This is a genomic window from Winogradskyella forsetii, from assembly GCF_013394595.1.
Classification (GTDB): domain Bacteria; phylum Bacteroidota; class Bacteroidia; order Flavobacteriales; family Flavobacteriaceae; genus Winogradskyella; species Winogradskyella forsetii.
The window spans coordinates 4,357,423-4,380,746 of record NZ_CP053348.1 but is presented as its reverse complement, the minus strand read 5'-3'; the positions used below and the strand labels follow the sequence as shown (position 1 = coordinate 4,380,746).

The 23,324-nt window shown below is 35.0% G+C and carries 19 protein-coding genes; 8 read left to right on the top strand and 11 right to left on the bottom strand.

Features of this window, described 5'->3' with window-relative positions; genetic code table 11:
• Positions 1-17: 17 nt before the first annotated feature.
• From HM987_RS18800 to HM987_RS18780, 5 genes are all read right to left on the bottom strand, one after another.
• The gene (locus HM987_RS18800) at positions 18-671 is read right to left on the bottom strand and encodes a CoA transferase subunit B (protein ID WP_179009534.1); all 654 of its coding nucleotides are present in this window, start codon (positions 669-671) and stop codon (positions 18-20) included.
• Between the two features lie 177 nt (positions 672-848).
• Positions 849-1,550: a CoA transferase subunit A gene (locus HM987_RS18795; RefSeq protein WP_179009533.1), complete on the bottom strand. Its 702-nt coding sequence runs from the start codon at positions 1,548-1,550 to the stop codon at positions 849-851.
• Between the two features lie 93 nt (positions 1,551-1,643).
• Complete coding sequence (locus HM987_RS18790; protein WP_179009532.1) at positions 1,644-3,992, bottom strand: penicillin-binding protein 1A; 2,349 nt, start codon at positions 3,990-3,992, stop codon at positions 1,644-1,646.
• Between the two features lie 5 nt (positions 3,993-3,997).
• The gene (locus HM987_RS18785) at positions 3,998-4,501 is read right to left on the bottom strand and encodes a gliding motility lipoprotein GldH (protein WP_179009531.1); all 504 of its coding nucleotides are present in this window, start codon (positions 4,499-4,501) and stop codon (positions 3,998-4,000) included.
• The gene (locus tag HM987_RS18780) at positions 4,482-5,729 is read right to left on the bottom strand and encodes a PSP1 domain-containing protein (protein WP_179009530.1); all 1,248 of its coding nucleotides are present in this window, start codon (positions 5,727-5,729) and stop codon (positions 4,482-4,484) included. Before HM987_RS18780 ends, HM987_RS18785 begins: the two co-directional genes overlap by 20 nt.
• 230 nt (positions 5,730-5,959) lie before the next feature.
• On the opposite strand from HM987_RS18780, the gene HM987_RS18775 reads away from it, so the two are divergent.
• Positions 5,960-7,375 (top strand): peptidoglycan DD-metalloendopeptidase family protein, encoded by a 1,416-nt coding sequence (locus HM987_RS18775; protein ID WP_179009529.1) that lies wholly within the window; start codon positions 5,960-5,962, stop codon positions 7,373-7,375.
• A gap of 129 nt (positions 7,376-7,504) precedes the next feature.
• On the opposite strand, the gene trhO is transcribed toward HM987_RS18775, so the two are convergent.
• On the bottom strand, positions 7,505-8,569 hold the full coding sequence (trhO, locus tag HM987_RS18770; RefSeq protein WP_179009528.1) for an oxygen-dependent tRNA uridine(34) hydroxylase TrhO: 1,065 nt from the start codon (positions 8,567-8,569) through the stop codon (positions 7,505-7,507).
• 832 nt (positions 8,570-9,401) lie between these two features.
• On the opposite strand from trhO, the gene recA reads away from it, so the two are divergent.
• The 4 genes from recA (at position 9,402) to HM987_RS18750 (ending at position 13,140) form a co-directional block, all read left to right on the top strand.
• On the top strand, positions 9,402-10,406 hold the full coding sequence (gene recA, locus HM987_RS18765) for a recombinase RecA (RefSeq protein ID WP_179009527.1): 1,005 nt from the start codon (positions 9,402-9,404) through the stop codon (positions 10,404-10,406).
• Positions 10,407-10,502: 96 nt separating this feature from the next.
• Positions 10,503-10,961 carry a hypothetical protein gene (locus HM987_RS18760; protein WP_179009526.1) on the top strand — a complete coding sequence of 153 codons (459 nt, stop codon included), beginning with the start codon at positions 10,503-10,505 and terminating at the stop codon, positions 10,959-10,961.
• Positions 10,962-10,986: 25 nt separating this feature from the next.
• The gene (locus HM987_RS18755; protein WP_179009525.1) at positions 10,987-11,532 is read left to right on the top strand and encodes an RNA polymerase sigma factor; all 546 of its coding nucleotides are present in this window, start codon (positions 10,987-10,989) and stop codon (positions 11,530-11,532) included.
• A gap of 3 nt (positions 11,533-11,535) precedes the next feature.
• Positions 11,536-13,140 (top strand): hypothetical protein, encoded by a 1,605-nt coding sequence (locus HM987_RS18750; RefSeq protein ID WP_179009524.1) that lies wholly within the window; start codon positions 11,536-11,538, stop codon positions 13,138-13,140.
• 50 nt (positions 13,141-13,190) lie between these two features.
• Here HM987_RS18750 and HM987_RS18745 read toward each other — a convergent pair whose 3' ends face one another.
• Complete coding sequence (locus HM987_RS18745) at positions 13,191-13,955, bottom strand: lysophospholipid acyltransferase family protein (protein ID WP_179009523.1); 765 nt, start codon at positions 13,953-13,955, stop codon at positions 13,191-13,193.
• Positions 13,956-14,233: 278 nt separating this feature from the next.
• On the opposite strand from HM987_RS18745, the gene trpS reads away from it, so the two are divergent.
• Positions 14,234-15,202 carry a tryptophan--tRNA ligase gene (trpS, locus tag HM987_RS18740; RefSeq protein WP_179009522.1) on the top strand — a complete coding sequence of 323 codons (969 nt, stop codon included), beginning with the start codon at positions 14,234-14,236 and terminating at the stop codon, positions 15,200-15,202.
• A 408-nt stretch (positions 15,203-15,610) separates the two neighbouring features.
• On the opposite strand, the gene dprA is transcribed toward trpS, so the two are convergent.
• Positions 15,611-16,714 carry a DNA-processing protein DprA gene (gene dprA / locus HM987_RS18735; protein WP_179009521.1) on the bottom strand — a complete coding sequence of 368 codons (1,104 nt, stop codon included), beginning with the start codon at positions 16,712-16,714 and terminating at the stop codon, positions 15,611-15,613.
• Positions 16,715-16,997: 283 nt separating this feature from the next.
• Here dprA and HM987_RS18730 point away from each other — a divergent pair, with 283 nt between their 5' ends.
• Both HM987_RS18730 and HM987_RS18725 read left to right on the top strand, forming a co-directional pair.
• Positions 16,998-17,936 carry an HU domain-containing protein gene (locus HM987_RS18730; protein WP_179009520.1) on the top strand — a complete coding sequence of 313 codons (939 nt, stop codon included), beginning with the start codon at positions 16,998-17,000 and terminating at the stop codon, positions 17,934-17,936.
• A gap of 860 nt (positions 17,937-18,796) precedes the next feature.
• On the top strand, positions 18,797-19,306 hold the full coding sequence (locus HM987_RS18725; RefSeq protein ID WP_179009519.1) for an acyl-CoA thioesterase: 510 nt from the start codon (positions 18,797-18,799) through the stop codon (positions 19,304-19,306).
• Positions 19,307-19,319: 13 nt separating this feature from the next.
• Here the strand turns inward: HM987_RS18725 and HM987_RS18720 are convergent, their stop codons facing one another.
• The 3 genes from HM987_RS18720 to HM987_RS18710 all read right to left on the bottom strand — a co-directional run bounded on the left by HM987_RS18720 (position 19,320) and on the right by HM987_RS18710 (position 23,275).
• The gene (locus HM987_RS18720; protein WP_179009518.1) at positions 19,320-20,540 is read right to left on the bottom strand and encodes a murein hydrolase activator EnvC family protein; all 1,221 of its coding nucleotides are present in this window, start codon (positions 20,538-20,540) and stop codon (positions 19,320-19,322) included.
• Between the two features lie 306 nt (positions 20,541-20,846).
• Positions 20,847-21,638 (bottom strand): DUF4292 domain-containing protein, encoded by a 792-nt coding sequence (locus HM987_RS18715; protein ID WP_179009517.1) that lies wholly within the window; start codon positions 21,636-21,638, stop codon positions 20,847-20,849.
• 275 nt (positions 21,639-21,913) lie between these two features.
• The gene (locus HM987_RS18710; protein WP_179009516.1) at positions 21,914-23,275 is read right to left on the bottom strand and encodes a tetratricopeptide repeat protein; all 1,362 of its coding nucleotides are present in this window, start codon (positions 23,273-23,275) and stop codon (positions 21,914-21,916) included.
• Between the last annotated feature and the right edge of the window lie 49 nt (positions 23,276-23,324).

The following is a 23,324-nucleotide window of genomic DNA, read 5'->3' as shown; positions in this document are numbered from 1 at the left end:
TTAAAATATTTGTTGTTTTAAATTTTCATTTCAGGAATATCTCCTTCAATAATCATTTCTCCTTCGGTTGCCTTTTTAATGTCTTCAACAGACACTCCAGGTGCACGTTCTAAAAGTTTAAATCCATTAGACGTAACTTCCAAAACGGCCATATTTGTGACTATCTTCTTCACGCAGCCCACGCCAGTTAATGGTAACGAGCACTTTTTTAACAACTTAGAAGCTCCTGCTCTATTGGTATGCATCATGGCCACAATAATGTTTTCGGCACTTGCCACTAAATCCATAGCACCTCCCATGCCTTTTACCATTTTTCCTGGAATTTTCCAATTTGCAATATCGCCATTTTCTGACACCTCCATAGCTCCAAGTATTGTTAAATCAACATGTTGACCTCTTATCATAGAAAAACTCATTGCCGAATCAAAAAATGAAGCGCCTGGTAATGTTGTAATCGTTTGCTTTCCAGCGTTGATAATATCGGCATCTTCATCACCTTCAAAAGGAAATGGTCCCATTCCTAATACACCATTTTCACTTTGAAATTCTACTTCAATATCATCTCTAACATAATTCGCTACCAATGTAGGTATGCCAATTCCTAAGTTGACATAGTAACCATCTTGTACTTCTTTTGCTATACGTTTTGCGATTCCGTTTTTGTCTAACATTTTTTAAGTTATAAGTTATAAAAAAGTGCCTAAAGTACTTAGAGTTGAAAAGTACTTAAAGTATTGGGCACTTGTCTGTTCATTAATATTTATATGCTTATGGTTTATGGGCTTATAGAATTACGATTATAAGTTTACACGTCTGAATTTGTACAACTTTAGGCACTCTACGTAATTTTAACTTTTCTGCCTAACCGTCCGTTGCTCTATTCGCTTTTCATAGGTCTCACCTTGGAAAATACGTTGTACAAAAATCCCAGGCATATGAATTTGATTAGGGTCTAATTCACCAACTTGCACCAATTCTTCAACCTCAACAACCGTAGTTTTTGCTGCACCACACATGTTAGGATTAAAGTTTCTTGCTGTACCTTTAAAGATTAGGTTTCCGGCAGCATCACCTTTCCAAGCTTTAATAAAGGCAAAATCAGCTTTAAATGCATGTTCCAAAACATACATTTTCCCATCAAATTCGCGTACTTCTTTGCCTTCTGCGACTTCTGTTCCGTAACCAGCTGGTGTAAATATGGCAGGAAATCCAGCTTGGGCTGCCCTACAACGTTCTGCTAATGTACCTTGAGGAATTAACTCAACATCCAGTTCTCCCGATAACATTTGACGCTCAAACTCATCGTTCTCACCAACATAAGATGATACCATCTTTTTAATCTGTTTTTGATGTAACAATAAACCCAAGCCAAAATCATCTACACCTGCATTATTGGAAATACAGGTCAGTCCTTTAATATTTAGTTTTACGAGTTCGGCAATGGCATTCTCGGGAATTCCGGATAAACCAAAACCACCGAACATAAAGGTCATATTATCTCTTACGCCCTTGAGTGCATCAGAAATATTATCCACTTTTTTATTAATCATAGCTAGACATATTTTTTGCTTCTGAAAAATACAAAACTAAGTTCTAAACCTATAATTTAAACTCATAAAATAAAGGTGTGAGTATTGAAGATTTTAAAAATCGAAGTCCACAGGATCCTCAGGATCTTCATCGCTACCAAGATCACCTTCGTCCCTTGCTTCACAATCGACATCTATTTTTAAATTTGACGGTTTGTCAAACTCTCCATCGGAAACGTCCAAGGTTTCATCTGCGTAACACGCCTTCATGAATAATCCCCATATTGGCAATGCCATAGAAGCTCCTTGACCATAATGAATTTTACTAAAGTGTACAGCTCTATCTTCTGCACCGACCCAGACACCTGTGACCAAGTTAGGCACCATGCCCATAAACCAACCATCACTTTGGTTTTGGGTGGTTCCTGTTTTACCTGCAATTGGATTTTTTAATTCGTACGGATACCCTGTAATAATTTCTTCATAAACAGCGTTCCATTTGTCAAAACCACTGTGTCTTAATCGTCTGCCCGAGCCTGCTTGTGTTACACCTTCCATAAGATTTACGGTCACATAAGCCACTTCTTCGCTTAGTACATCTTTACTCTCTGGTGTAAACTGATATAAAATAGTACCATTCTTATCTTCAATACGCGTCACCATAACAGGTTTATTGTAAACCCCTTTATTCGCAAACGTAGAATAAGCCGCAACCATTTCGTAAACACTAATATCTGGAGTACCCAATGCAATTGCTGGAACCGGTAAAATATCTGCCGTAACACCTAATTTTTTAGCCATTTCAACAACAGGTTGTGGTCCAATTTCATTAATTAAACGAGCCGTAACTGTATTGGTAGAACTGGCTAAAGCATCTTTAAGAGTCTGTTTTCCCGAATAATTGCCATCTGAATTCTTTGTGGTCCAAGATTCTGGATTTCCAAATTTATTCGCTTCAATAGTAATTGGTGTTCTTGGAAATGAATCGCAAGGCGAAAACTGCAATTGGTCTATAGCCGTAGCATAAACAAAAGGCTTGAATGTAGAGCCAACTTGTCGCGCACCTTGCTTTACCATGTCGTATTGGAAATGTCTATAATTCATGCCACCAACCCAAGCTTTCACGTGACCTGTTTGTGGATCCATAGACATCATGCCAGGACGTAAAAACGATTTATAATAACGCATGGAATCCACAGGTTTCATTACCGTATCTACTTCGCTTGCTTTACCATCAATCCATTTAAAAACCGTCATTTGCGTTGGTTTTTCAAATGACGCCCTAATTTCTTTATCTGATTTTCCTTGACTTTTTAGAATTCTCCAACGCTCACCTCGTTTCATGTGCTCATTCATCAAGTCTTTAATTTCAGAATTCTTAAGCTCCAAAAATGGTGCTGTTTTATTTCTGTCTGGTGTGTTTTGGTGGTCAAACTCCGCTTGTAATCTTGGCATATGTAGTGCAATAGCATCTTCGGCATATTGTTGCATACGTGAATCTATGGTTGTAAAAACCTTAAGTCCATCAGTATATAAATCGTATTTACTGCCATCTGGTTTTCTGTTATTTTCTTTTTTTGCCCAATCTTTCATAAAACCTCGCAAGTATTCCCTAAAATAGGTGGCGATTCCTTCACGATGCGATTCTGGCGAATAATTTAAATCTAATTCTGTTTCTTGAAGCGAATCTTTAACCGATTGAGAAATAAATTCATATTTGTTCATTTGAAATAGAACAACATTACGCCTGTTTTTAACACCTACAGGATTTCGTCTTGGGTTATAAAGTGACGAATTCTTGAGCATTCCAACCAACATAGCAGATTCCTTAATGTCTAAATCTTTTGGTTCTTTTTTAAAATAAATACGAGATGCAGAACGAATACCATCACCATTGTTACCAAAATCATAAATGTTTAGGTATTGTGCAATAATTTCCTCCTTAGTATATTGTCGTTCTAATCGTATAGCAATAACCCATTCCTTTATTTTTTGAAAAACACGACCAAACTTATTTTCAGAGACTTGCTTTGTAAAAAGATTTTTAGCCAACTGCTGAGAAACAGTACTTGCTCCGCCACCACTTCCTAATTTAAAAATTGCTCTAAGAGTACCTCTACCATCAATACCAGAATGATCATAAAAACGCACATCTTCTGTCGCTATTAAAGCATCCACAATATTTTGAGGTAAGTCTTCATAACCAATTGGTGTTCTATTGTCGTCAAAATAGAATTTTCCCAATGTTTCACCATCAGATGAAATAATCTCAGTTGCTAAATTAGTTTCTGGGTTTTCCAATTTGGTGTGATCTGGCATTTCGCCTAAAAAACCCCAAGAAGCGAAGAGAAATAATAATACAACCGCTAAGATGCCACCTAAAAATACCATCCAAAACCAACGTACATATTTTGAAAAATCTAAAGTTTCCGATTTAGATTTCGTTGTTTTCTTTTTTGCCATAATTACTACTTTTGAGCCTGTTCTACTCTAAAACCAATATCTGTTATACCTTCTAAATTTTCAACTCCATTAACATCTCCATTGTTTCGCATAGCATGTTGAATATTTACTCGATAATCGCCTTCTTCATTAAATTTAAATGGATCTTTATAACCTCTAAACCACAATTTATTCTCTTTTAAATCTGAAAAGCCAGTACCTAAAAGTTCGCCATTAGGTGCTGCCATTTTATATTCTAAAGTGTCAGTTACGGCTTTCCCATTAGGATAATTCAATTCTACAATAAGAAATAAATTACTGAATTTGTAAGCATCTGTATTCCTCAAATTGACATACAAATTATAATTTTTTGTAGTGTCTGGAGCTTTAAAGTTAAAACTAGCAATAGAATCCTTATGCCATTGATTTGGAACTGACGTGTACTTGTCAAACACTGCTTCAGAGTCGCAACTTGTGAATAAAAAACAACAGATTACAACCAAAACTAATCTATGAGTCTTTTTTAGCATTTGATTTGGCTTTTGGTTTTTGATTGCGGTTTCGATTTTGAGTTTTATTTTTGGTGTTGCCGTTCTTACTCTTGTTGTTTCGGTTTTTATTATTTCTTTTGTTCTTATTGTTTTTACGTTTCTTATTCGATTTTGGACTATCGAAACGCGTTAAACTATCTTGACCTACAACGTTCTCAAATTCAGTTTTAGTATCTTGGATATGCTCGGCAGCATATTCTTCAAGACTTGCTACTTTTTCTTTTTTCTTGTTTTTTTCGATAATTTCATTGGCTTGGTCTGTAGTGATAATGTGCCAATTCATCCATTCGCCTTCATAAGCATACCACAAGAGCCCTTTAAAAATATCGGTCTTTTGGCATACGGCATTTCCTTTTTCTGTGTAAAGTTTAGTATCGTTTCTTGGAAAGGCTTTTAAAGCATCCAAATACGCATCCAATTCATAATTAAGACAACATTTTAATTTACCGCATTGACCTGCAAGCTTTAACGGATTTAAGGATAGTTGCTGGTAACGTACTGCAGATGTACTTACCGATCTAAAATCGGTTAACCATGTAGAACAGCACAATTCCCTACCACAGGATCCAATACCACCAAGTCTTGCTGCTTCTTGCCTAAAGCCAACTTGTTTCATTTCAATTCGCGTCCTGAATTCGCGCGCAAAAACCTTAATTAATTCCCTAAAATCGACACGTTCTTCAGCAGTATAGTAAAACGTCGCTTTGCTGCCATCGCCTTGAAATTCGATATCCGAAATTTTCATTTTTAGATTCAAATCAATAGCAAACTGACGGGCCTTTACCTTCATTGGCTCTTCTTTATCTCTGGAATCGGACCAAATATCAATATCCTTTTGTGTCGCTTTTCGGTAGATTTTGAGCACATTTTCTGCGTCGTCAAGTTTCACTTTTTTTCGCTTCATTTGTACGCGTACCAATTCGCCAGTAAGTGTAACCATACCAATATCGTGACCAGACTTTGCCTGTGTTGCCACAATATCTCCAATGCTCAGTGTAAGGTTTTCTGTATTTTTAAAATAGTGTTTTCTGCCGTTTTTAAAACGAACTTCAACGCCAATAAAGGGTTCTTGTCCGTTTGGAAGCGACATATTAGCTAACCAATCAAAAACAGTTAATTTATTGCAACTATCCGTGCCACAAGTTCCGTTGTTTTTGCATCCTTTTGGTTGGCCATCTTTACCAGTTGTGCAACTGTTACAAGCCATAAAAAATGTATATATTAAATCTAAATCTTTAAAAAATTTAGATATAGGATTCGTAAATAATTAATGAGTAAAGATAAGATTATTTATTCAGAAAAATAATTGGACACTCGACTGAGATTTTATTTTAAAATAAAACAAATATAACCTACTCATATAGTGATAATTATGTAAATTATGCTCACATTTTAAAAATTTTCCGATACTAGTATGAACCAATACATTTTTATATTATGAAAACTAAAATTACACTAATCGTTTTTTTGCTATTCTCTTTAAGTTTTAGCCACTCCCAAAGCCCAATAGAACCAAATCCAAATGGTGGAGGAGAATTCGCTTTTAATGCGGAGCAATTGCCATGTTTGTCGGACAATCAAAGAGCCACCATAAAATCAGATGTTACTAACAGCATGAATCAGTTAATACGCCAAAACAAATTGGCATATGACCAAACCTCTAACAGAGGAGGAAATCCCTTGTTTATTTGGCCTGTACAAAAAACAGATGGACTTCAATACAATGATGTTTGGGGAATTTCTGGATATGTGGATCATAATGTGAACTATCCGAATCAACTCACAGATTATAATTGTGGCACAACAACTTACGATAATTCAAGCGGCTACAATCATCAAGGTGTGGATATATACACGTGGCCATTTGGTCTAAAAATGATGGACTTCAACGAGGCAGAAATAATTGCAGCAGCTCCTGGGCAGATCATCGCTAAAAATGATGGAGAATATGACAGAAGTTGCGATTTTAACAGTAATATTTGGAATGCTATTTATATTCAACATAGCGATGGAAGCATAGCATGGTATGGTCACATGAAAAATGGGTCTTTATCTACAAAAAACGTTGGCGATATGGTTACTGTAGGAGAATATTTAGGCGTTGTAGGTAGTTCTGGGAATTCTACTGGGCCTCATTTGCACTTCGAGGTTTATACGGATGCTACTTACACGCAATTGGTTGACCCATATTCAGGCAGTTGCAATAATATGAATGCCTCATCATGGTGGGTAGATCAAAAACCATACAAAAATCCAAATATTAATGCCGTAATTACTCATTCTGCTCCTCCTGAGTTTCCTGGTTGTCCTACGCAAGAAATAACAAACGAAAGCAATGCTTTTGATACATCAGCTACAATTACGTTCGGTCTTTATATGAGAGACCAAGCGAATAACACGAGTATTAATCTAAAAGTGATGCGACCAGATGATTCTGTAGTTTACAATTGGGATTTCCCTTTTACGGCCGATTATAGTTCCTCATATTGGTATTGGCAGTTTGCTGATATCTATGATATGAATGGCGTATGGAAATGGGAAGCCACATATCAAGGTCAAACAGTTACGCACACCTTTAACATTTCGGGTTTTTTAAGTGTTGCGAATGAAGATTTTAGTGAAACTTCAATCTATCCAAATCCATTCAATACTATTGTGAACATTAATTCTGCTACTAAAATAACTAAAGCAAATGTGGTAGATGTGTTGGGCAAAACCGTTTATAGGGTTGACGATATGTCTGAAGAGGGCATCAACAAATTAAACTTAACACAACTTTCTAAAGGCCTATATTTTGTAACTCTTCAGGGAGAACAAGATCAAAAGAAAACTATTAAAGTGATTAAGAAATAAAACTAAATGTCAGACTGAGCACAGGAGAAAATATTAGTATTGCAAAAGGACTTCGGCTTAATGTATAAGTTACCTTCGGTCATAATATTTTTTAACCTCGCTAATGTTCGGTCTGACATTAATTTAAATTTAAGATTTCAAACTCTCAAAAATATTCCTTAAATCCTTTTTATAGGGCAAATGATCTGCACGCCCTTTTTTGAAAATATCGTTACTATTACCTTGTCCTTTTCGTAATTCTTTTTGCGCTTCGTACGGCAATCTGTTTATTTCCATGCAATTTGTAGAGCAGCAATTTTCCATTTTTTCTTTGCAGTCATCACATTGAATGAATAATAGATGACAAGCTTCGTTTGCACAATTGGTATGCAGATCGGCTGGTTTTCCGCATTGGTGACAATTGGCGATGACGTCTTCAGAAATACGCTCGGAGCGTCTTTGGTCGAATACAAAATTCTTACCAATAAATTTATTATCTAAGCCTTCGGCTTCAATTTGGCGAACGTAATTTATAATGCCACCCTCGAGCTGAAACACATTCTTAAATCCTTTATGTTTGTAATAAGCACTTGCTTTTTCGCAACGAATGCCACCTGTACAGTACATCACCAATTTTTTATCTTCTTTGTGTTCTTTTAAGTCCTCTTCAATTAAGTCGAGAGATTCCCTAAAGGTATCCACATCTGGAGTTACGGCATTTTTAAAATGACCGATTTCACTTTCATAATGGTTTCGCATATCCACTAAAACCGTATCAGGATCTTCAATAAGTTCGTTAAACTTTTCAGCATTAACGTGTACGCCTTTATTGGTAACGTCGAATGTAGCATCATTTAATCCGTCTGCCACGATTTTATTTCGCACCTTAACTTTTAGTTTTAAGAAAGCAAAATTATCGTGCTCAATAGCAATATTTAATCGTACGTTCTCTAAAAACGAAATCGTGTCTAAATGGGTTTTGAAAAGTTCAAAATTTTCTGCTGGTACAGAAAGTTGTGCATTGATGCCCTCGTTGGCCACATAGATTCTTCCCAAGACCTCTAATTGATCCCAAGCAAGAAATAGGTGATTTCTAAAAATTTCGGTATTGTTGATTTTGGCGTACTTGTAGAAAGAGATGGTTAAGCGTTCTTTTCCCGCTTGTTCAATAAGTTCTGCTCTTTCCTTAGCACTTAAGTTATTGTACAGTTGCATGCTATACTAATTTTAAGAGTTAAAGATTTTAAATAAAAAACATAAGACCGCTTCGCTTTTAGTCCCGATAGCTATACGGGAATGAAACAAGCCTTAACCGTTATTAATTGACAATTAGTTGACAAATTATGTTCTGGATCACAATAAAAAGTTTTTCTATAAAAATGAGTAACCCTTTACTAAACCTTACGTTCTTTAAATGCAAAGGTATTATTTTTACAGAAAATGCTTGAAATTAAGCACAAAAAAAGCACCTTGAACAATTCAAAGTGCTTTTAAGATTAACTTATCAACCTAAAACTTAAACTAAAAGTTAATCTTCATGGGCTTTACAGTTACTGAGGGATTAATTCCAAATAGATATTAAAATTTATTTGGTTTAACGGTAACTGAAACACCTAATGTTTTTAATAAAACTGTTGAGAAATAATTCGCTACTAAACTCTAAAGACAACTTTAGAGTTTATAAGTAGCGCATTTCATAGCAATTATTTCCTTTTTCACTTAGTAGATGCAAAAAGTGCAAAAGGGTTGCGTCGAGAAAGTAAAAAAGATTTTAGATTGCTTTGCATTTAAACACAAGAATCATGACTTAAGGGATAAGACTAATTGATAAAACTTATTCACGATGCGTAGTTATTTTTATAAAAACTAAGGAAAAAATCACTTTCTTCAATACTTTAAATTAACTGTAATAAGTATCGTGTAATTATAAAAATAATTAAAAATAGCCGTATTTTTGAAGACAGTTTAATTAAGAATTCCGTCTTAAGTTTTACTTTTACCTTCAAAATTAAAAATCAAGAAAAATTCTAAGAAAAAAAATAAGATAATGAGTAGTGAAAAAGATGCAAAATTAAAAGCGTTAAAACTAACTTTAGACAAGTTAGATAAGGCTTATGGAAAAGGAACAGTAATGAAAATGAGCGATCAGGCTGTAGTAGATGTAGACGCTATACCTTCAGGCTCATTAGGATTGGATATTGCATTAGGCGTTGGTGGTTATCCAAGAGGTCGAGTTATTGAAATATATGGACCAGAATCCTCTGGTAAAACAACTTTAACCCTCCATGCAATTGCCGAAGCACAAAAAGCAGGTGGTATTGCGGCATTTATTGATGCCGAGCATGCTTTTGATCGTTTCTATGCCGAAAAATTAAACGTTGATATTGATAATTTAATTATTTCACAACCCGATAATGGCGAGCAAGCTTTAGAAATTGCCGATAATTTAATTAGATCTGGTGCTATCGATATTGTGGTAATTGATTCCGTTGCTGCCTTAACGCCAAAAAGTGAAATTGAAGGGGAAATGGGAGATTCTAAAATGGGTCTGCACGCCCGATTGATGTCACAAGCGCTCAGAAAATTAACCGCTTCGATAAGTAAAACCAATTGTACGGTAATATTTATTAACCAATTACGTGAAAAAATTGGTGTAATGTTTGGCAACCCAGAAACCACAACTGGTGGTAATGCCTTAAAATTCTATGCTTCCGTACGTTTAGATATTAGACGTTCTACGCAGATTAAAGATAGTGATAGTAATGTTAGGGGAAACAAAACCAGAGTAAAAGTGGTAAAAAATAAAGTTGCTCCACCATTCAGATTAGCCGAATTTGACATTATGTACGGCGAAGGTATATCTAAAGTGGGAGAAATTTTAGACATCGCTGTAGAACATGATATTATTAAAAAGAGTGGTTCTTGGTTCAGCTATGGCGATACCAAACTAGGTCAGGGACGAGACGCCGTAAAGATGCTCATAAAAGATAATCCGGATTTAATGGATGAACTGGAAGAGAAAGTGAGAGCTTTAATTAATGATTCGAACTAAAAAAATTAAAAATCCTGTTAAAACCAGGATTTTTTTAGTTTTAGACGCAACCCTTTTGTGTTTTTTGCATCTATAAATAGAATTAATTATATAATTATGAAAAGATATGCCCTTTTTGTCTTTGCTTTTATCTCAATATTTACATCCTGTAATATAGATGATAATGATAACTATGATTTTTATTTAGAAGTGGTTCCAATTGACAGTGTTGAGCTGCCAGAGTATTTTGTACAAGGTGAGATTTATGAAATAAATATTACCTATACACAGCCAAATTCCTGTTACTATTTTAATGATTTTATTTATGAAATAGATGGTCAAGAGAGAACGGTTGTTGTTGTCAATACGGTTTATGCAGACGTTGACAACACTTGCGTATATAATCCTGAGGAGGTAACTGTTCATTTTAATTTTTCCGTCACAGGAAATGAAACATATGTGTTCAAATTTTACCAAGGCGAAGATGAAGAAGGAGAAGATCAATATTATATTGTAGAAGTGCCCGTTATGGACGGAAGGCCGGATTCGAGAAACCAAGCACAAGTAAAAGACTAATTTATTAATTAATTCCAATATTCATGTGAGTTTAGAACAACTCATAAAAAATTGTATTAATCAAGATGCTCAAGCTCAAAGCCAGTTATACAAGCAATACGCAAGTAAGTTATTTTCGGTTTGTCTTAAGTATTCTAAAAACTATGCCGAAGCGGAAGATAATCTGCATGATGCATTTATAACTATTTTTAGTAAAATTGGACAATATAAGAATAAAGGTTCTTTTGAAGGTTGGCTAAAACGCATCGCTATAAACACAGCTTTACAGCGCTATAGGGAAGATGTTGGTGTTTATGACATCATAGACGAAGGTAATATTAAAGACACAGAGGTAGATATTAATGAAGATGATGTTGGCATTGAGTACTTACTTAAAATCATTCAAGAATTGCCAGATAGATATCGATTGGTATTTAACCTATATGTTTTAGATGGTTATTCCCATGTTGAAATTAGTGAGTTGATAAATATTTCAAGCGGAACTTCAAAATCTAACTTAGCACGCGCAAGGATGATTTTAAAAGAAAAAATAGAAAACTATAACGCAACCCCAAATTCGAAGAGTTTATAAATAATGAATGATAAAAAAAACATAGATAGACTTTTTCAAGAAAAGTTCAAAGATTTTGAGATAGCACCTAACGATGCCGTTTGGGATCGTATCAGCGAAAGTCTGCCTAAGAAAAAGAAAAAACTAAGGGTTATTGCTCTTTGGTGGCAACTTGGAGGCGTTGCGGCTGTAATTGCTCTTTTGCTAACTGTTGGTGTTTCTGTATTTAACTCTGATGATAATAACACTCAAGATTTTCCTGTTGTAAATACGGAAGATAACTCAGAAAAGAATCATAAAAATTCTGAAACTGATGAAAATTATAATGATTTAAATACTGTTGAAGATAACGATACCGAAGTTGTTGATTCAAACTTAGATTCAGAAAAAGAATCCGATTTGAAAAATCCTGATGACGATTCAACTCAAAAAACAAATCCCTCAAATTCAAACCCATTAATCAATCCTAATAATTCGAATCAAAAATCGAATGTAGTGGTTAATAATTCTAAGGTTGAAGAAAAAACGAAATCTTCTCAAAAACGCAGAAGTCCTTCAACATTTGCAGATGAGCAGAATAGCTCAAAAGTTGCCAATCAAACGAATTCCAGTTCAACTTTAAAAACTGAGGAGAAGTTACTCATAGAGAAAAACCATAAGTCACTATTAACTACAGAATCAGAAAGAAAATCGGTAATCAAAAAGTCCATTGAAGATGATAAAACGCTTGTAGCAGATAATAAATCCTCGGAAAACGTAAAATCTGAAATTGTAAATAAAGATACAAACAAAGTTGAAAATTCTGAACCAGAAAATTCACTTATCGAAGACCTTAAAAAAGAATCTATTGAAGAAGCCATTGCTGAAAATAATAAAACTATTGATGAAGAAGAAAAAGAAGATGAACGAAACAGGTGGAGCATTGCACCAAATGTTGCGCCTGTTTATTTTAGCTCTTTGGGTCAAGGCTCTTCACTGGACCAACAGTTTAACAATAACGCTAAAAGCAGCGACGTTAATATGAGTTATGGTATTACTGGTAGTTATGCTATTTCAAAGAAATTAAAAATTAGAGCTGGTGTTAATCGCTTAAACTTAAATCAAACCACCACAAATGTATTTGCTTTTACCGGAGCCGGAACAGCTGCAAGAGGGGTTGATGCTGAGTTTAGAAATATCTCATTTAAGGATGGCGAACAAAATGTATCACTCATGAGTTCTACTGTGATGAATAAATCTTCTACACCAGAATTATTCAACACCAAGATTGCAGGGGATATTGAACAAAAATTTGGTTTTATAGAAATACCGATAGCGCTAGAATATGCAGTATTAGATAAAAAATTTGGAATTAATGTGATTGGAGGTTTTAGCACTTTTCTTTTAAATGACAATGAAATCTATGCAGATGTTGATGGCAACACAACATTAATTGGAGAAGCAAATAATATTAACGACACTAGTTTTAGTGCCAATTTCGGTTTGGGAATGGATTACAATCTTTCAGAACAATGGAATGTTAATCTTGAACCAACCTTTAAGTATCAAATCAACACATTCAACAACACCACAGGAGATTTTAAACCTTTTTTAATTGGAGTGTATACAGGATTAAGTTTTAAGTTTTAGGTTAGTTAGGTTATTGCAAAAAGCTATGATGAATGCAATGATGACAAAAGCTACTCTTGGTTGGAGTGGCTTTTTTTTGTGCTTAAGCCACTAGTAAGTTCCTTCCAAATGATCGTTCTAACGTTTTCATTGAGAGGTTTTGTGTCTGTAATAGTTAAACCTCTCGTAGGGATAAATTTATGAATCTTGGCGCGCATTTTCCCAGGGCTGCCACTAAAAAAAACATAAGAAAAACGCTTTTTATTATCATAAAATGTAATGGGCACCACTGGAATTTGATGGTTTACCGCCAATCGGAACGCTCCATCTTTAAATTCATCTAACAAAATATCACCTTCTGGCACGCCTCCTTCAGGAAAAATACAAATACTCAAGCCTTGTTTTAAACGTCGTTGTGCTCTTAAAAAAACCGCTTGTCTGCTTTTGGCACTCGTTCTATCGACCAAAATACAGGTACGTTTATAAAAAAACCCGAATAGCGGAATTTTAGCCAATTCTTGCTTGCCTACAAAAACAAACGGGTTCTTAACCGCAACCAACATCAGCATAATATCTGCCATTGAGGTATGGTTGGCCACAAACATATAACTCTTATTAGGGTCTGGCGTTTCTTCCCTTGTAATCTTATAGCCAAAACCCATGCCTATTAAAATGAACTTGGACCAAATACGAGCCATCTTAAAGAAGTATGGATACCATTGTTCCCTTGATATGGAAATAATCAATAAAGGAAATAGCACAATAATCGGGATGGCTACTAAAATATAGAACCAAATGCGATATAACAACCAGAATGGATATTTGAAAAATGCCATAGCACCAAAACTAGTTAATTTAAATGAGTTCTCAATCGCTCTTTATAATTCTACTAAAAAAATTACCTTTGTTTTTTAGTGAAACTCTGTTTTGAAAAGTTACGACGTAATGCATTCAAAATAGTTCGTTGAACTAATCCCGCTTTTTTTAGCGGGATAATTGGTTTAATAACTTGACGCTTAGGTCAATTTTTAAGTTTCAGGTTTATCCTGAGATTTAACCTTTAATTTGAATTGAAGTTTAATTAAAAAGATTCCTGCTTTCGCAGGAAGTGAGCATGGCAAGAATACTAACAGGCATACAAAGTACAGGAACACCACATTTAGGAAATATATTAGGTGCTATTTTACCAGCAATAGACATGGCAAACGATGCTACAAACGAATCGTTTCTTTTTATTGCAAATATGCACACCTTAACGCAAATCAAAGATGCTGAAACGCTGAGAAATCATACGTATTCGGTAGCTGCAACTTGGTTGGCTTTTGGCTTGGATATTGAAAAAACCGTGTTTTATAGACAAAGTGATATTCCACAAGTTACTGAACTTGCTTGGTATTTAGATTGTTTTTTTCCGTATAAAAGATTAAAACTCGCGCATGGTTTTAAGGATAAGGCAGATCGTTTAGATGATGTAAATTCGGGTCTGTTTATGTATCCTATGCTTATGGCAGCAGATATTTTATTGTATGATGCCGAAATTATTCCGGTTGGAAAAGATCAAATACAACATATTGAAATGACGCGTGATGTCGCTTCCCGTTTTCATACCAAAATGGGAGAGACTTTTGTTTTACCTGAAGAAAAGATACAGGAACACACTATGCTTGTTCCTGGAACGGATGGCGAAAAAATGAGCAAGAGTCGCGGTAATTTTATCAACATCTTTTTACCTGAAAAACAACTGCGCAAAAAAATAATGTCTATTGAAACCGATAGCACACCTCTTGAAGATCCAAAGGACTGGAAAACCTGCAACTGTTTTGCTATTTATAGTCTACTAGCTTCAGAGTCTCAAATAGTAGAAATGAAAGGGAATTACGACCGTGGCAACTATGGTTATGGCCATGCGAAACAAGCGTTGTACGAACTTATTTTAGAACGCTTTTCCAAACAAAGAGAACGCTACGATTATTACATGAATAATCTTGAGGAGGTTGATGCGGCTTTGGCTAAAGGTGCTGCTAAGGCTAAGGTTATTGCTGATGCTGTTTTGAGGCGTGTGAGGGAGAAGGTAGGGTATTAACACATTCCTGCGAAGGCAGGAATCTCTATGGTTTTTAATAACCAACTTATAAGTGTGACTATTTATTGTAAATGATCCAGACTTGTAGGGTTATAATCCTGAAAGTTTTCAGGACTGCTTGGTATTTTAAATCTTAATGACTTAGATAAAAATGAAGATAAAAAAACAATACATAAGCTCAATCTTTACTGTTCTCGCCATGATTTTATTGTTGGTGTCAAGAATTATTGGTAATGAACCTATGGATTGGATTGGTTATTTAGCGATTCTTGTTATTATTGTTTCAGTAGTTAGTATGATAACGTTGAATAGACCATCTAAATAATTGTTTTGGGACGTGAAAAGAGAGGGTTGGGTATTAAGATCCGAACCTACCAGCTTTTAAAAACCTGAATGGTCTCCTATTTTCTAAATAACCTCAAACAATTTACCAGGCAAAGGCCTAACCACGCCTTTCAATTCCATATTCAATAAAACACCAGCAATCTTATACGTTGGCATTTCGCATCGTAAGGCAATAACATCTAATAATTCTTTATTATTCTCTTTTAGAAAATTATAAACTATTTTTTCATCGGGTTCTAACTCTACAAATAGTTGTTGTTGTACTGCTGGTTTTTTATCGGATTCCAGCTCCCAATTCAACATATAAGGCACATCCAATGGATTGGATAATAAATGGGCTTTCTGGAATTTTATCAAATTATTACAACCGACGCTTTGGCTATCCGTTGTCCGTCCAGGTACAGCAAATACTTCCCTGTTATATGAATTCGCAATATCTGCGGTTACTAAACTGCCACCTTTTTCGGCTGACTCTATAACAATTGTGGCCTCACTGAGTCCTGCAATGATGCGATTTCGTTTTAAAAAATTATTTCTATCAAATGGATCCGTACTCCAAAAGTCGGTGTAAAATCCACCATGATTTTCAATATCTGCCACATATTTTTTATGCACTTTTGGGTAAATTTGATTTAACCCATGTGCCAAACAACCTATGGTTTGCAGGTTATGTTTTACAGCAGCTTTTTGGGCCGTGATATCTGTTCCGTAAGCAAAACCTGATACAATAATTGGGTTAAATGGCGATAACGCTTCCACCAGTTTTTCACAAAAGGCGATTCCGCTAGTCGTAATTTTCCGAGCGCCAACGATACTGATAATGCGTTGCGCTTTTATATTAATATTTCCGGATTGGAACAACACAAGCGGTCCATCGATGCAATGTTTTAAACGTTCAGGATAGGTGTCTTCTGTAAAATAGTGTGCAGTAATAGCATTGTCCTTAATGAATTTTAATTCTTGTTCGGCTTCTTCTAAATGTATTTTATCATAAAGACCTTCGATAGTAATAGTTCCGATGCCATCGATTTTTAAAAGCTTAGACTTTTTTTCAGTTAATACTGCTTCTGCAGAACCACAGTGATTTATTAATTTTTTAGCCGTTGTTGACCCGATTTTCGGAACATGCTGCAAAGCTAAGGCATAAATAAGTTGTTGGTCTGTCATTGAAAACTAGATGTTTGAAGCAATTAATCGCCTGTTCACGAATATAATTATTTAATTTTGAACGGATTGGAAAATTAAAATCGTATTTTTTCGAATCGAAAATAAATTACCACAACTTCATGCTTATTTTTCTATACGCATATAAATTAATATGTATTTGTTGTAAAAAAATGATTGTGAATTAACAGTAAATCAATCACATGTATAACTATTAATTTCTATGTTAATAACTAAACTTAACTTCACTTCGTTCGGAAACAAAAATTTTTAACTTTGCGTTTATATGCAGTTAGAGACTTACATTAGCGACCTTTTATACCGTTACGATTGTGTCACCGTTCCTGGGTTTGGAGCATTTTTAACACATCGTGTTTCGGCAAAAATTCACGAATCCACACACACCTTTTATCCACCAAAAAAAGCGTTATCTTTTAACGAGCAATTGCAACAAAATGATGGTTTGTTGGCTAATTACATTGCTGAAGTTGAAAAAATACCTTATTCAACGGCTTTAAATAAAATCTCTAAGCAAATAAAATCGATTAAATCGTATTTGGTAGAAGGGGAAACCATTCAACTTAAAAACATTGGAGAATTGGTATTAAACGCTGATGGAAAAATTCAATTTGATCCATCTAGCCATATTAATTACCTAACTGATGCCTTTGGTTTATCGCATTTTACCTCTTCAGATATTACACGTGAAGTTTATAAAGAAACCGTTGAAACTCTTGAAGAGACAGCTCCTATTGCATTGACTCCTGAAAAACGTTCTAATCGTAATTGGTTAAAATACGCAGCTGCAGCCGTTGTTTTATTAGGGCTTGGTGGTTTTGGTGCTGCAACTTATTACAACAATACGATTGAGAATCACAATCAATTAGCACAAGAGCAAGCCAATGAGCAACTCGATGCTAAGGTACAAGAAGCGACATTTGTAATCAGCAATCCTTTGCCTGCTGCGACATTATCTTTGGAAAAGCAAAGCGGGAACTACCATATTGTTGCTGGTGCTTTTAGAGTAGAAGCTAATTCCGATAAGAAAGTAAAACAACTTAGGGATCAAGGCTTTAAAGCGCGTAAAATTGGTGCTAACCGCTATGGATTGCATGAAGTGGTTTACGCTAGTTTTGAAACCAGAAGTGAAGCACAACGAGAACTTTATAAGATTCGTCGTGAGCACAATCGTGATGCTTGGTTGTTGATAAAGCGTCTTAAGTAAGTTTAGATTTCAGACACGAATTTCACTAATTTGCACTAATCTTTGCGGATACTTACTGTGATGTGTGCTATTTTTTTGACACGGATTTTACGGATTTTCACGGATTAAACCTGAAACTGTTACACTGAGATTCACAGAGGTTTCACAGAGATGCGCAGAGAGAAAAAGTTGACACGAATTTAACTAATTTACACTAATCTTTGCGGATACTTACTGTGATGTGTGCTATTTTTTGACACTGATTTCACGGATTAAACCTGAAATTGTAGCACTGAGATTCACAGAGGTTTCACAGAGATGCGCAGAGAGAAAAAAAGTTAACACGAATTTCACTAATTTACACTAATCTTTGCGGATACTTACTGTGATGTGTGCTATTTTTTGACACTGATTTCACGGATTAAACCTGAAATTGTAGCACTGAGATTCACAGAGGTTTCACAGAGATACGCAGAGAAAAAAAAAGTTGACACGAATTTCACTGATTGACACTAATCTTTATGGATACTCACTGTGATGTATGGTGTTTTTTGATACGAATTTCATGGATTAAACCTGAAATTGTTACACTGAGATTCATAGAGGTTTCACAGAGATGCTCAGAGAGAAAAAGTTGACACGAATTTCACTAATTTACACTAATCTTTGCGGATAATTACCGTGGTTTTTTTTTACACGTATTTCACGGATCAACAAGAAAACGACATTTTTACGCACAGCTTTGCATCTTGGTGAGAAAACTTCTAACTCCGTGCTTCGTGCTTCCAACTTCATCCTCCACTCTTCTTTTCACTTTTCACTAATAATTAACCAACTTCATCCTAAAATCGCTCTATCTTTGCACAAATTTTAAAATCCTTATGCAATCTAGAACCGCATTTCAATCTAAAACCATAGTTACAGATTTGGTATTACCAAGCGAAACCAATCCTATCAATAATTTGTTTGGGGGCGAACTGTTAGCTCGTATGGACAGAGCCGCTAGTATTTCTGCCCGAAGACATTCCAGACGTATCGTTGTTACGGCTTCTGTAAACCACGTCGCTTTTAATCGCTCTATTCCTTTGGGAAGTGTGGTAATGATTGAGGCTAAGGTATCGCGAGCATTTACCTCATCTATGGAAGTCTATATGGACGTTTGGATTGAAGACAGGGAATCTGGTGAGTGTATTAAAGCCAATGAAGCCATTTACACGTTTGTGGCTGTTGATGAAACCGGAAGACCAGTAAAAGTGCCAGAATTGGTTCCTGAAACTGAATTGGAAAAACAACGCTATGATGCAGCTTTGCGTCGTAAACAATTGAGTTTGCTTTTAGCTGGAAAAATGAAACCTGATGAGGCCACTGAGTTAAAGGCGCTTTTTGAGTAAATTACAGTCTAAATTAAAACTTGGCCAACCAAGGTTCTGGATTCATGACCTGATCGTTTTTATAAATTCTGAAACCCAGAAGTGATTCACCTTTAATTTTATTGGTAAATACTTCGCCAATAACTTGGCCTGCCACAACTTTATCGCCTTTCTTTACATTAACCTTTGACAGGTTCATATAGACACTAAAATAAATACCGTGTCTAATAAAAACTGCAGGATTACCATTTTTAATGACCAGTACTCTAGTCACTTCGCCATTAAAAACCGCTTTAACTCCAGATTTGTCTTCTGTTGCGATATAGATACTTTTATAATTTTGCGTCACGGAATTATCAACCAATGAGCGTTGTTTTCCATACTTTACTTTAACAACACCTCTCGAGACTGGCCAACCCAGTTTACCTCTATTGGATTCAAAATTTGCAGATAGCAGTTTTGCTTCTGGTGTTTCACCATACTTGCTTTTAGAAGATGTTTTACTTGATTCTTTATTGGCCGCAGCAATAGTTTCTCTAATAATTCGATTGATTTCTTTATCTAAACGATCTGCTTCTTGCTTTTTATTCTTAATCTGAGCGGCAAATTTGCCCATATCAGATTTAATGGATGCCATCAGAACTTCACGCTGTTTTAATTCACTTTCTAATTCTCGTTTGGCAATTCGATTTTCTTCAATGAGTTTTTGTTTATCTTCCTTTTGTTTAGACAATTGAATATTTAGCTCCTGCAATTCCTTTGTTTTGGTCTTTATCGCTTCGCCTTGTTCTTTTTGATAGTCTCTATATTGTCTGATATATTGAAGTCGTTTATAGGCTTGCTGAAAGTTCCTTGAAGAGAGTAAAAACATCACTTTGCTTTGTTCCGATTTACTTTTATATGATTTTACGACCATGGCCGCATAATCGTCCTTCAATTCTTGTAACTGTGTTCTGAGACTCGTAATTTCGTCTTGATTGGTACTTATTTCCCTTGTTAGTAGATTGGCTTGTTCATTGGTAATTCTTATCAGATTTTTTCTAACGTTGACCTTGTAGTTAATATCTTCAATAAGCGTAATTGCCGATTTTTCTTCCTTCTTTTTAGTAAACAACAAGGCATTGATCTGCTTCATTTCTTTTAAAACCTGTTGCCGCTGCTCCTCAAGCTTTTTTTGCTTATCGCTTTGTGCAAAAAGTGACGAAAAGGACATTAAAAGTCCTATTAAAAGTATGGATCGAAAAAAGTATTTCATTGTATATTTTAATTCTTATTTTATAAATAGAATTGTAACTTTTTAAAAAGCATCAATTAAAAGTATATCATTTTATTTTAGAAAAACACCCCTAAAAGCTTTGCTCGGTAATTTCTAAACAAAACATATTTTGTTTTTCATTAGCCTCAAGGGGACACTACTCTTGTGTGATTACTCATGCTAAAAAGGCTGTTTTTGTATTATGAAAAGATTTGCAATTAATTGATATTACATTATAATCTTTTCTCTTTATACCAGCTTCCTTGTGCTTTGTGCCTTTGCTTCATGCTTCAAACTTCGCTCTTCCTACTTTATCTCTATTTCTTTATAACCTTCTGGTATGTTAAATGGAAAACGCACCTCCCCATCCAAAGATACCGATTTAAACTCCAACGTAATTGCGACTTGGTCAGTATCATCAACCGCAATAATTCTAATATTTTCTGGAATAATCTGCTTTTTAACTTCTTGATACGTTGCGTAATCTACTTGAAGCATTCGTTTTTTTAGTTGTTGTTGCAATTGTAAACTATCCATTTTAAAATGTGACGGATTGATTAGATAAAACAATTCCATAAGTGCATTTTGATCTTTCGGACTTAAGGCATAAGAATTTCCGCTTACAGAAACCTGATGCGGTTCGTCTTTTAAGTCATAAATCGATTGACCCAAAAGAATGTTTTGGACTTTCATAAAATCGAGATCCACGCCAACCACATCGCTTAATAGTTTGTAATCGCCATCAAAAAATTCGTTATCTATTTTATTGTAAAATCGCACTTTTTCTGGTGTAATCATCATACGAGCCATACCCAAAGTAGCACTTAACCATATGACTTTGTCTTTCTCCATTCGAAGACTAAAGGTATGTCCTTGTTCATTTTCGCCTTGAATGATATCAATGGCAACCCTAGCGTTCATGGTTTTAAAATCGGCTTCATTCTTCTCGTGTTGCCTTATAACTTGCTTTGCCGATAGCTTATCGCTCGCTACACCAGAATCGATAACGCTTTTGGCGGAATTACAACTGAATGCTGTAACGATAAGACATAAATAAAGTCCTATTTTTAAATAATTATTAGTTTTAAAGTATTTCATCTAATTTTCTATAGAATTAAAGAATATATTCTTTTCATTTTTTTCTTGATAAAAAAACGAAACAAAAAAATCAAGACTTAATACGATTTTACTAAAAATTTCTATCGCTTCGGCACAAAAATAAAGTTTATTCTAATCAAGAATCCAACTTTAAGTTTTTAAATCTTGAATAATTTATTACAATTTAAATACGACGATTTTTGTTTAACCCTTCGCTTCAATTCATTTTTTACATAAAATAGTCTTAGGTCAGGTAAAAATAAAACATAATTAGTTTATTGTTGCGGCTTTAGGGTTTGTGCCTTTTTAGCAAACGTTTCAGATTTACTAATATTATTTAAGGCTTTGTAGGCAATGCTTAATTCTGTATAGAAATCGGCTTCCATAGTGGGATTGTCGATTAAAAAATCCAATCCCATTTCTAGATTGTCAATGGCTTTTTGAGGTTTTCCTAAATTATTATTTGCCACACCATTCATTAAATATAAAATGGGTTGTGCAGGATACAGTTCCAAAGCACGTTCACTATCTGAGATAACCGCTTTATAATCTTTTATATCCAACTGAAGTAACAAGACATCCTTAATTAATTTGAAGTCGTTAGGGTCTTGCTTTAAAGCTTCTTTAAAATTCGAAAGCGCTTTTACCTTATCGCCTGCTTTTAAGTAATAGTGTCCCAAATCGCTATGCGTTTGTGCATCTTTATTGTCGTCTATCAGTGTTGTAATGTCAATTAAGTCCATTTCGTATTCAGGATTTTTAGCTACAAATGCCACAAAATCCTTAAGGACTTTTGCTTTTGCATCTGCATTTATTGTGGGGCTCGTTAATACTACTTTTACTGAGTTGATGGCATCCCCTACTTTATTGTCTTGAAGGTAGAACTTATACAAGGCCAAATGCACAAACTTAGAATCTGGCTTCACTTTTAGTAAGTTTTTCGCTGCTTTATAAGCGTTTTTGTGGTCGCCTGTTTGGCTGTATCTATAAATAAGCTTTAAGTGATTATCTTCATTATTCGGATTGTTAGCGACGCGTTCTTCTAAATTCTCTATACGATCGTCTGCGTTGCCTGTGATACTGTAGATATCGTTTCGCATGGCATCCCTGGACTCACTTAAGCCGAATTCTGCATCCAATTCATCCAATAAATCCAATGCTTGATTGTATTTTTCCTCCCTCACATAAAGTGCCGCCAGATCTTCTTTATAATCTGGATGGTACTTAACCAACTGTTTAATCGTTTTTAAAGCATTTCTAATATCATCTTGCTGAAAATACACATCGTAAAGCTCATCTAAAAACCAAACATTATCTGGCTGCATGTCGATAGCTTTCTTTAGGTTTTCTTCTGCAGCACCAAAGTTTTTGAGTTTGTTATAGTTTTTGCCTAATTCAAAATAAATGACAGGAAGCTTACTATTAAGGTTCAAACATTTATGAAGCGCATCAACGGCGCGCTCATAATTTTCTATGCCTTTTTGCTTCAGCGCTTCAAAGAAATGCTCCTGAAATTCGTCTTCAACATTCCCTAAGTCGTCGTCTGGCCGTTTGTTGAAATCGACTTGGGCGTATGTTGACTGCGGAACAATTATTAATCCGATTAATAGTAATAGTATGTATAGTTGTTTTTTCATATGTAGTACCTATAGGCACTATTTTACGCCTTGATGTTGTTTTTTACCT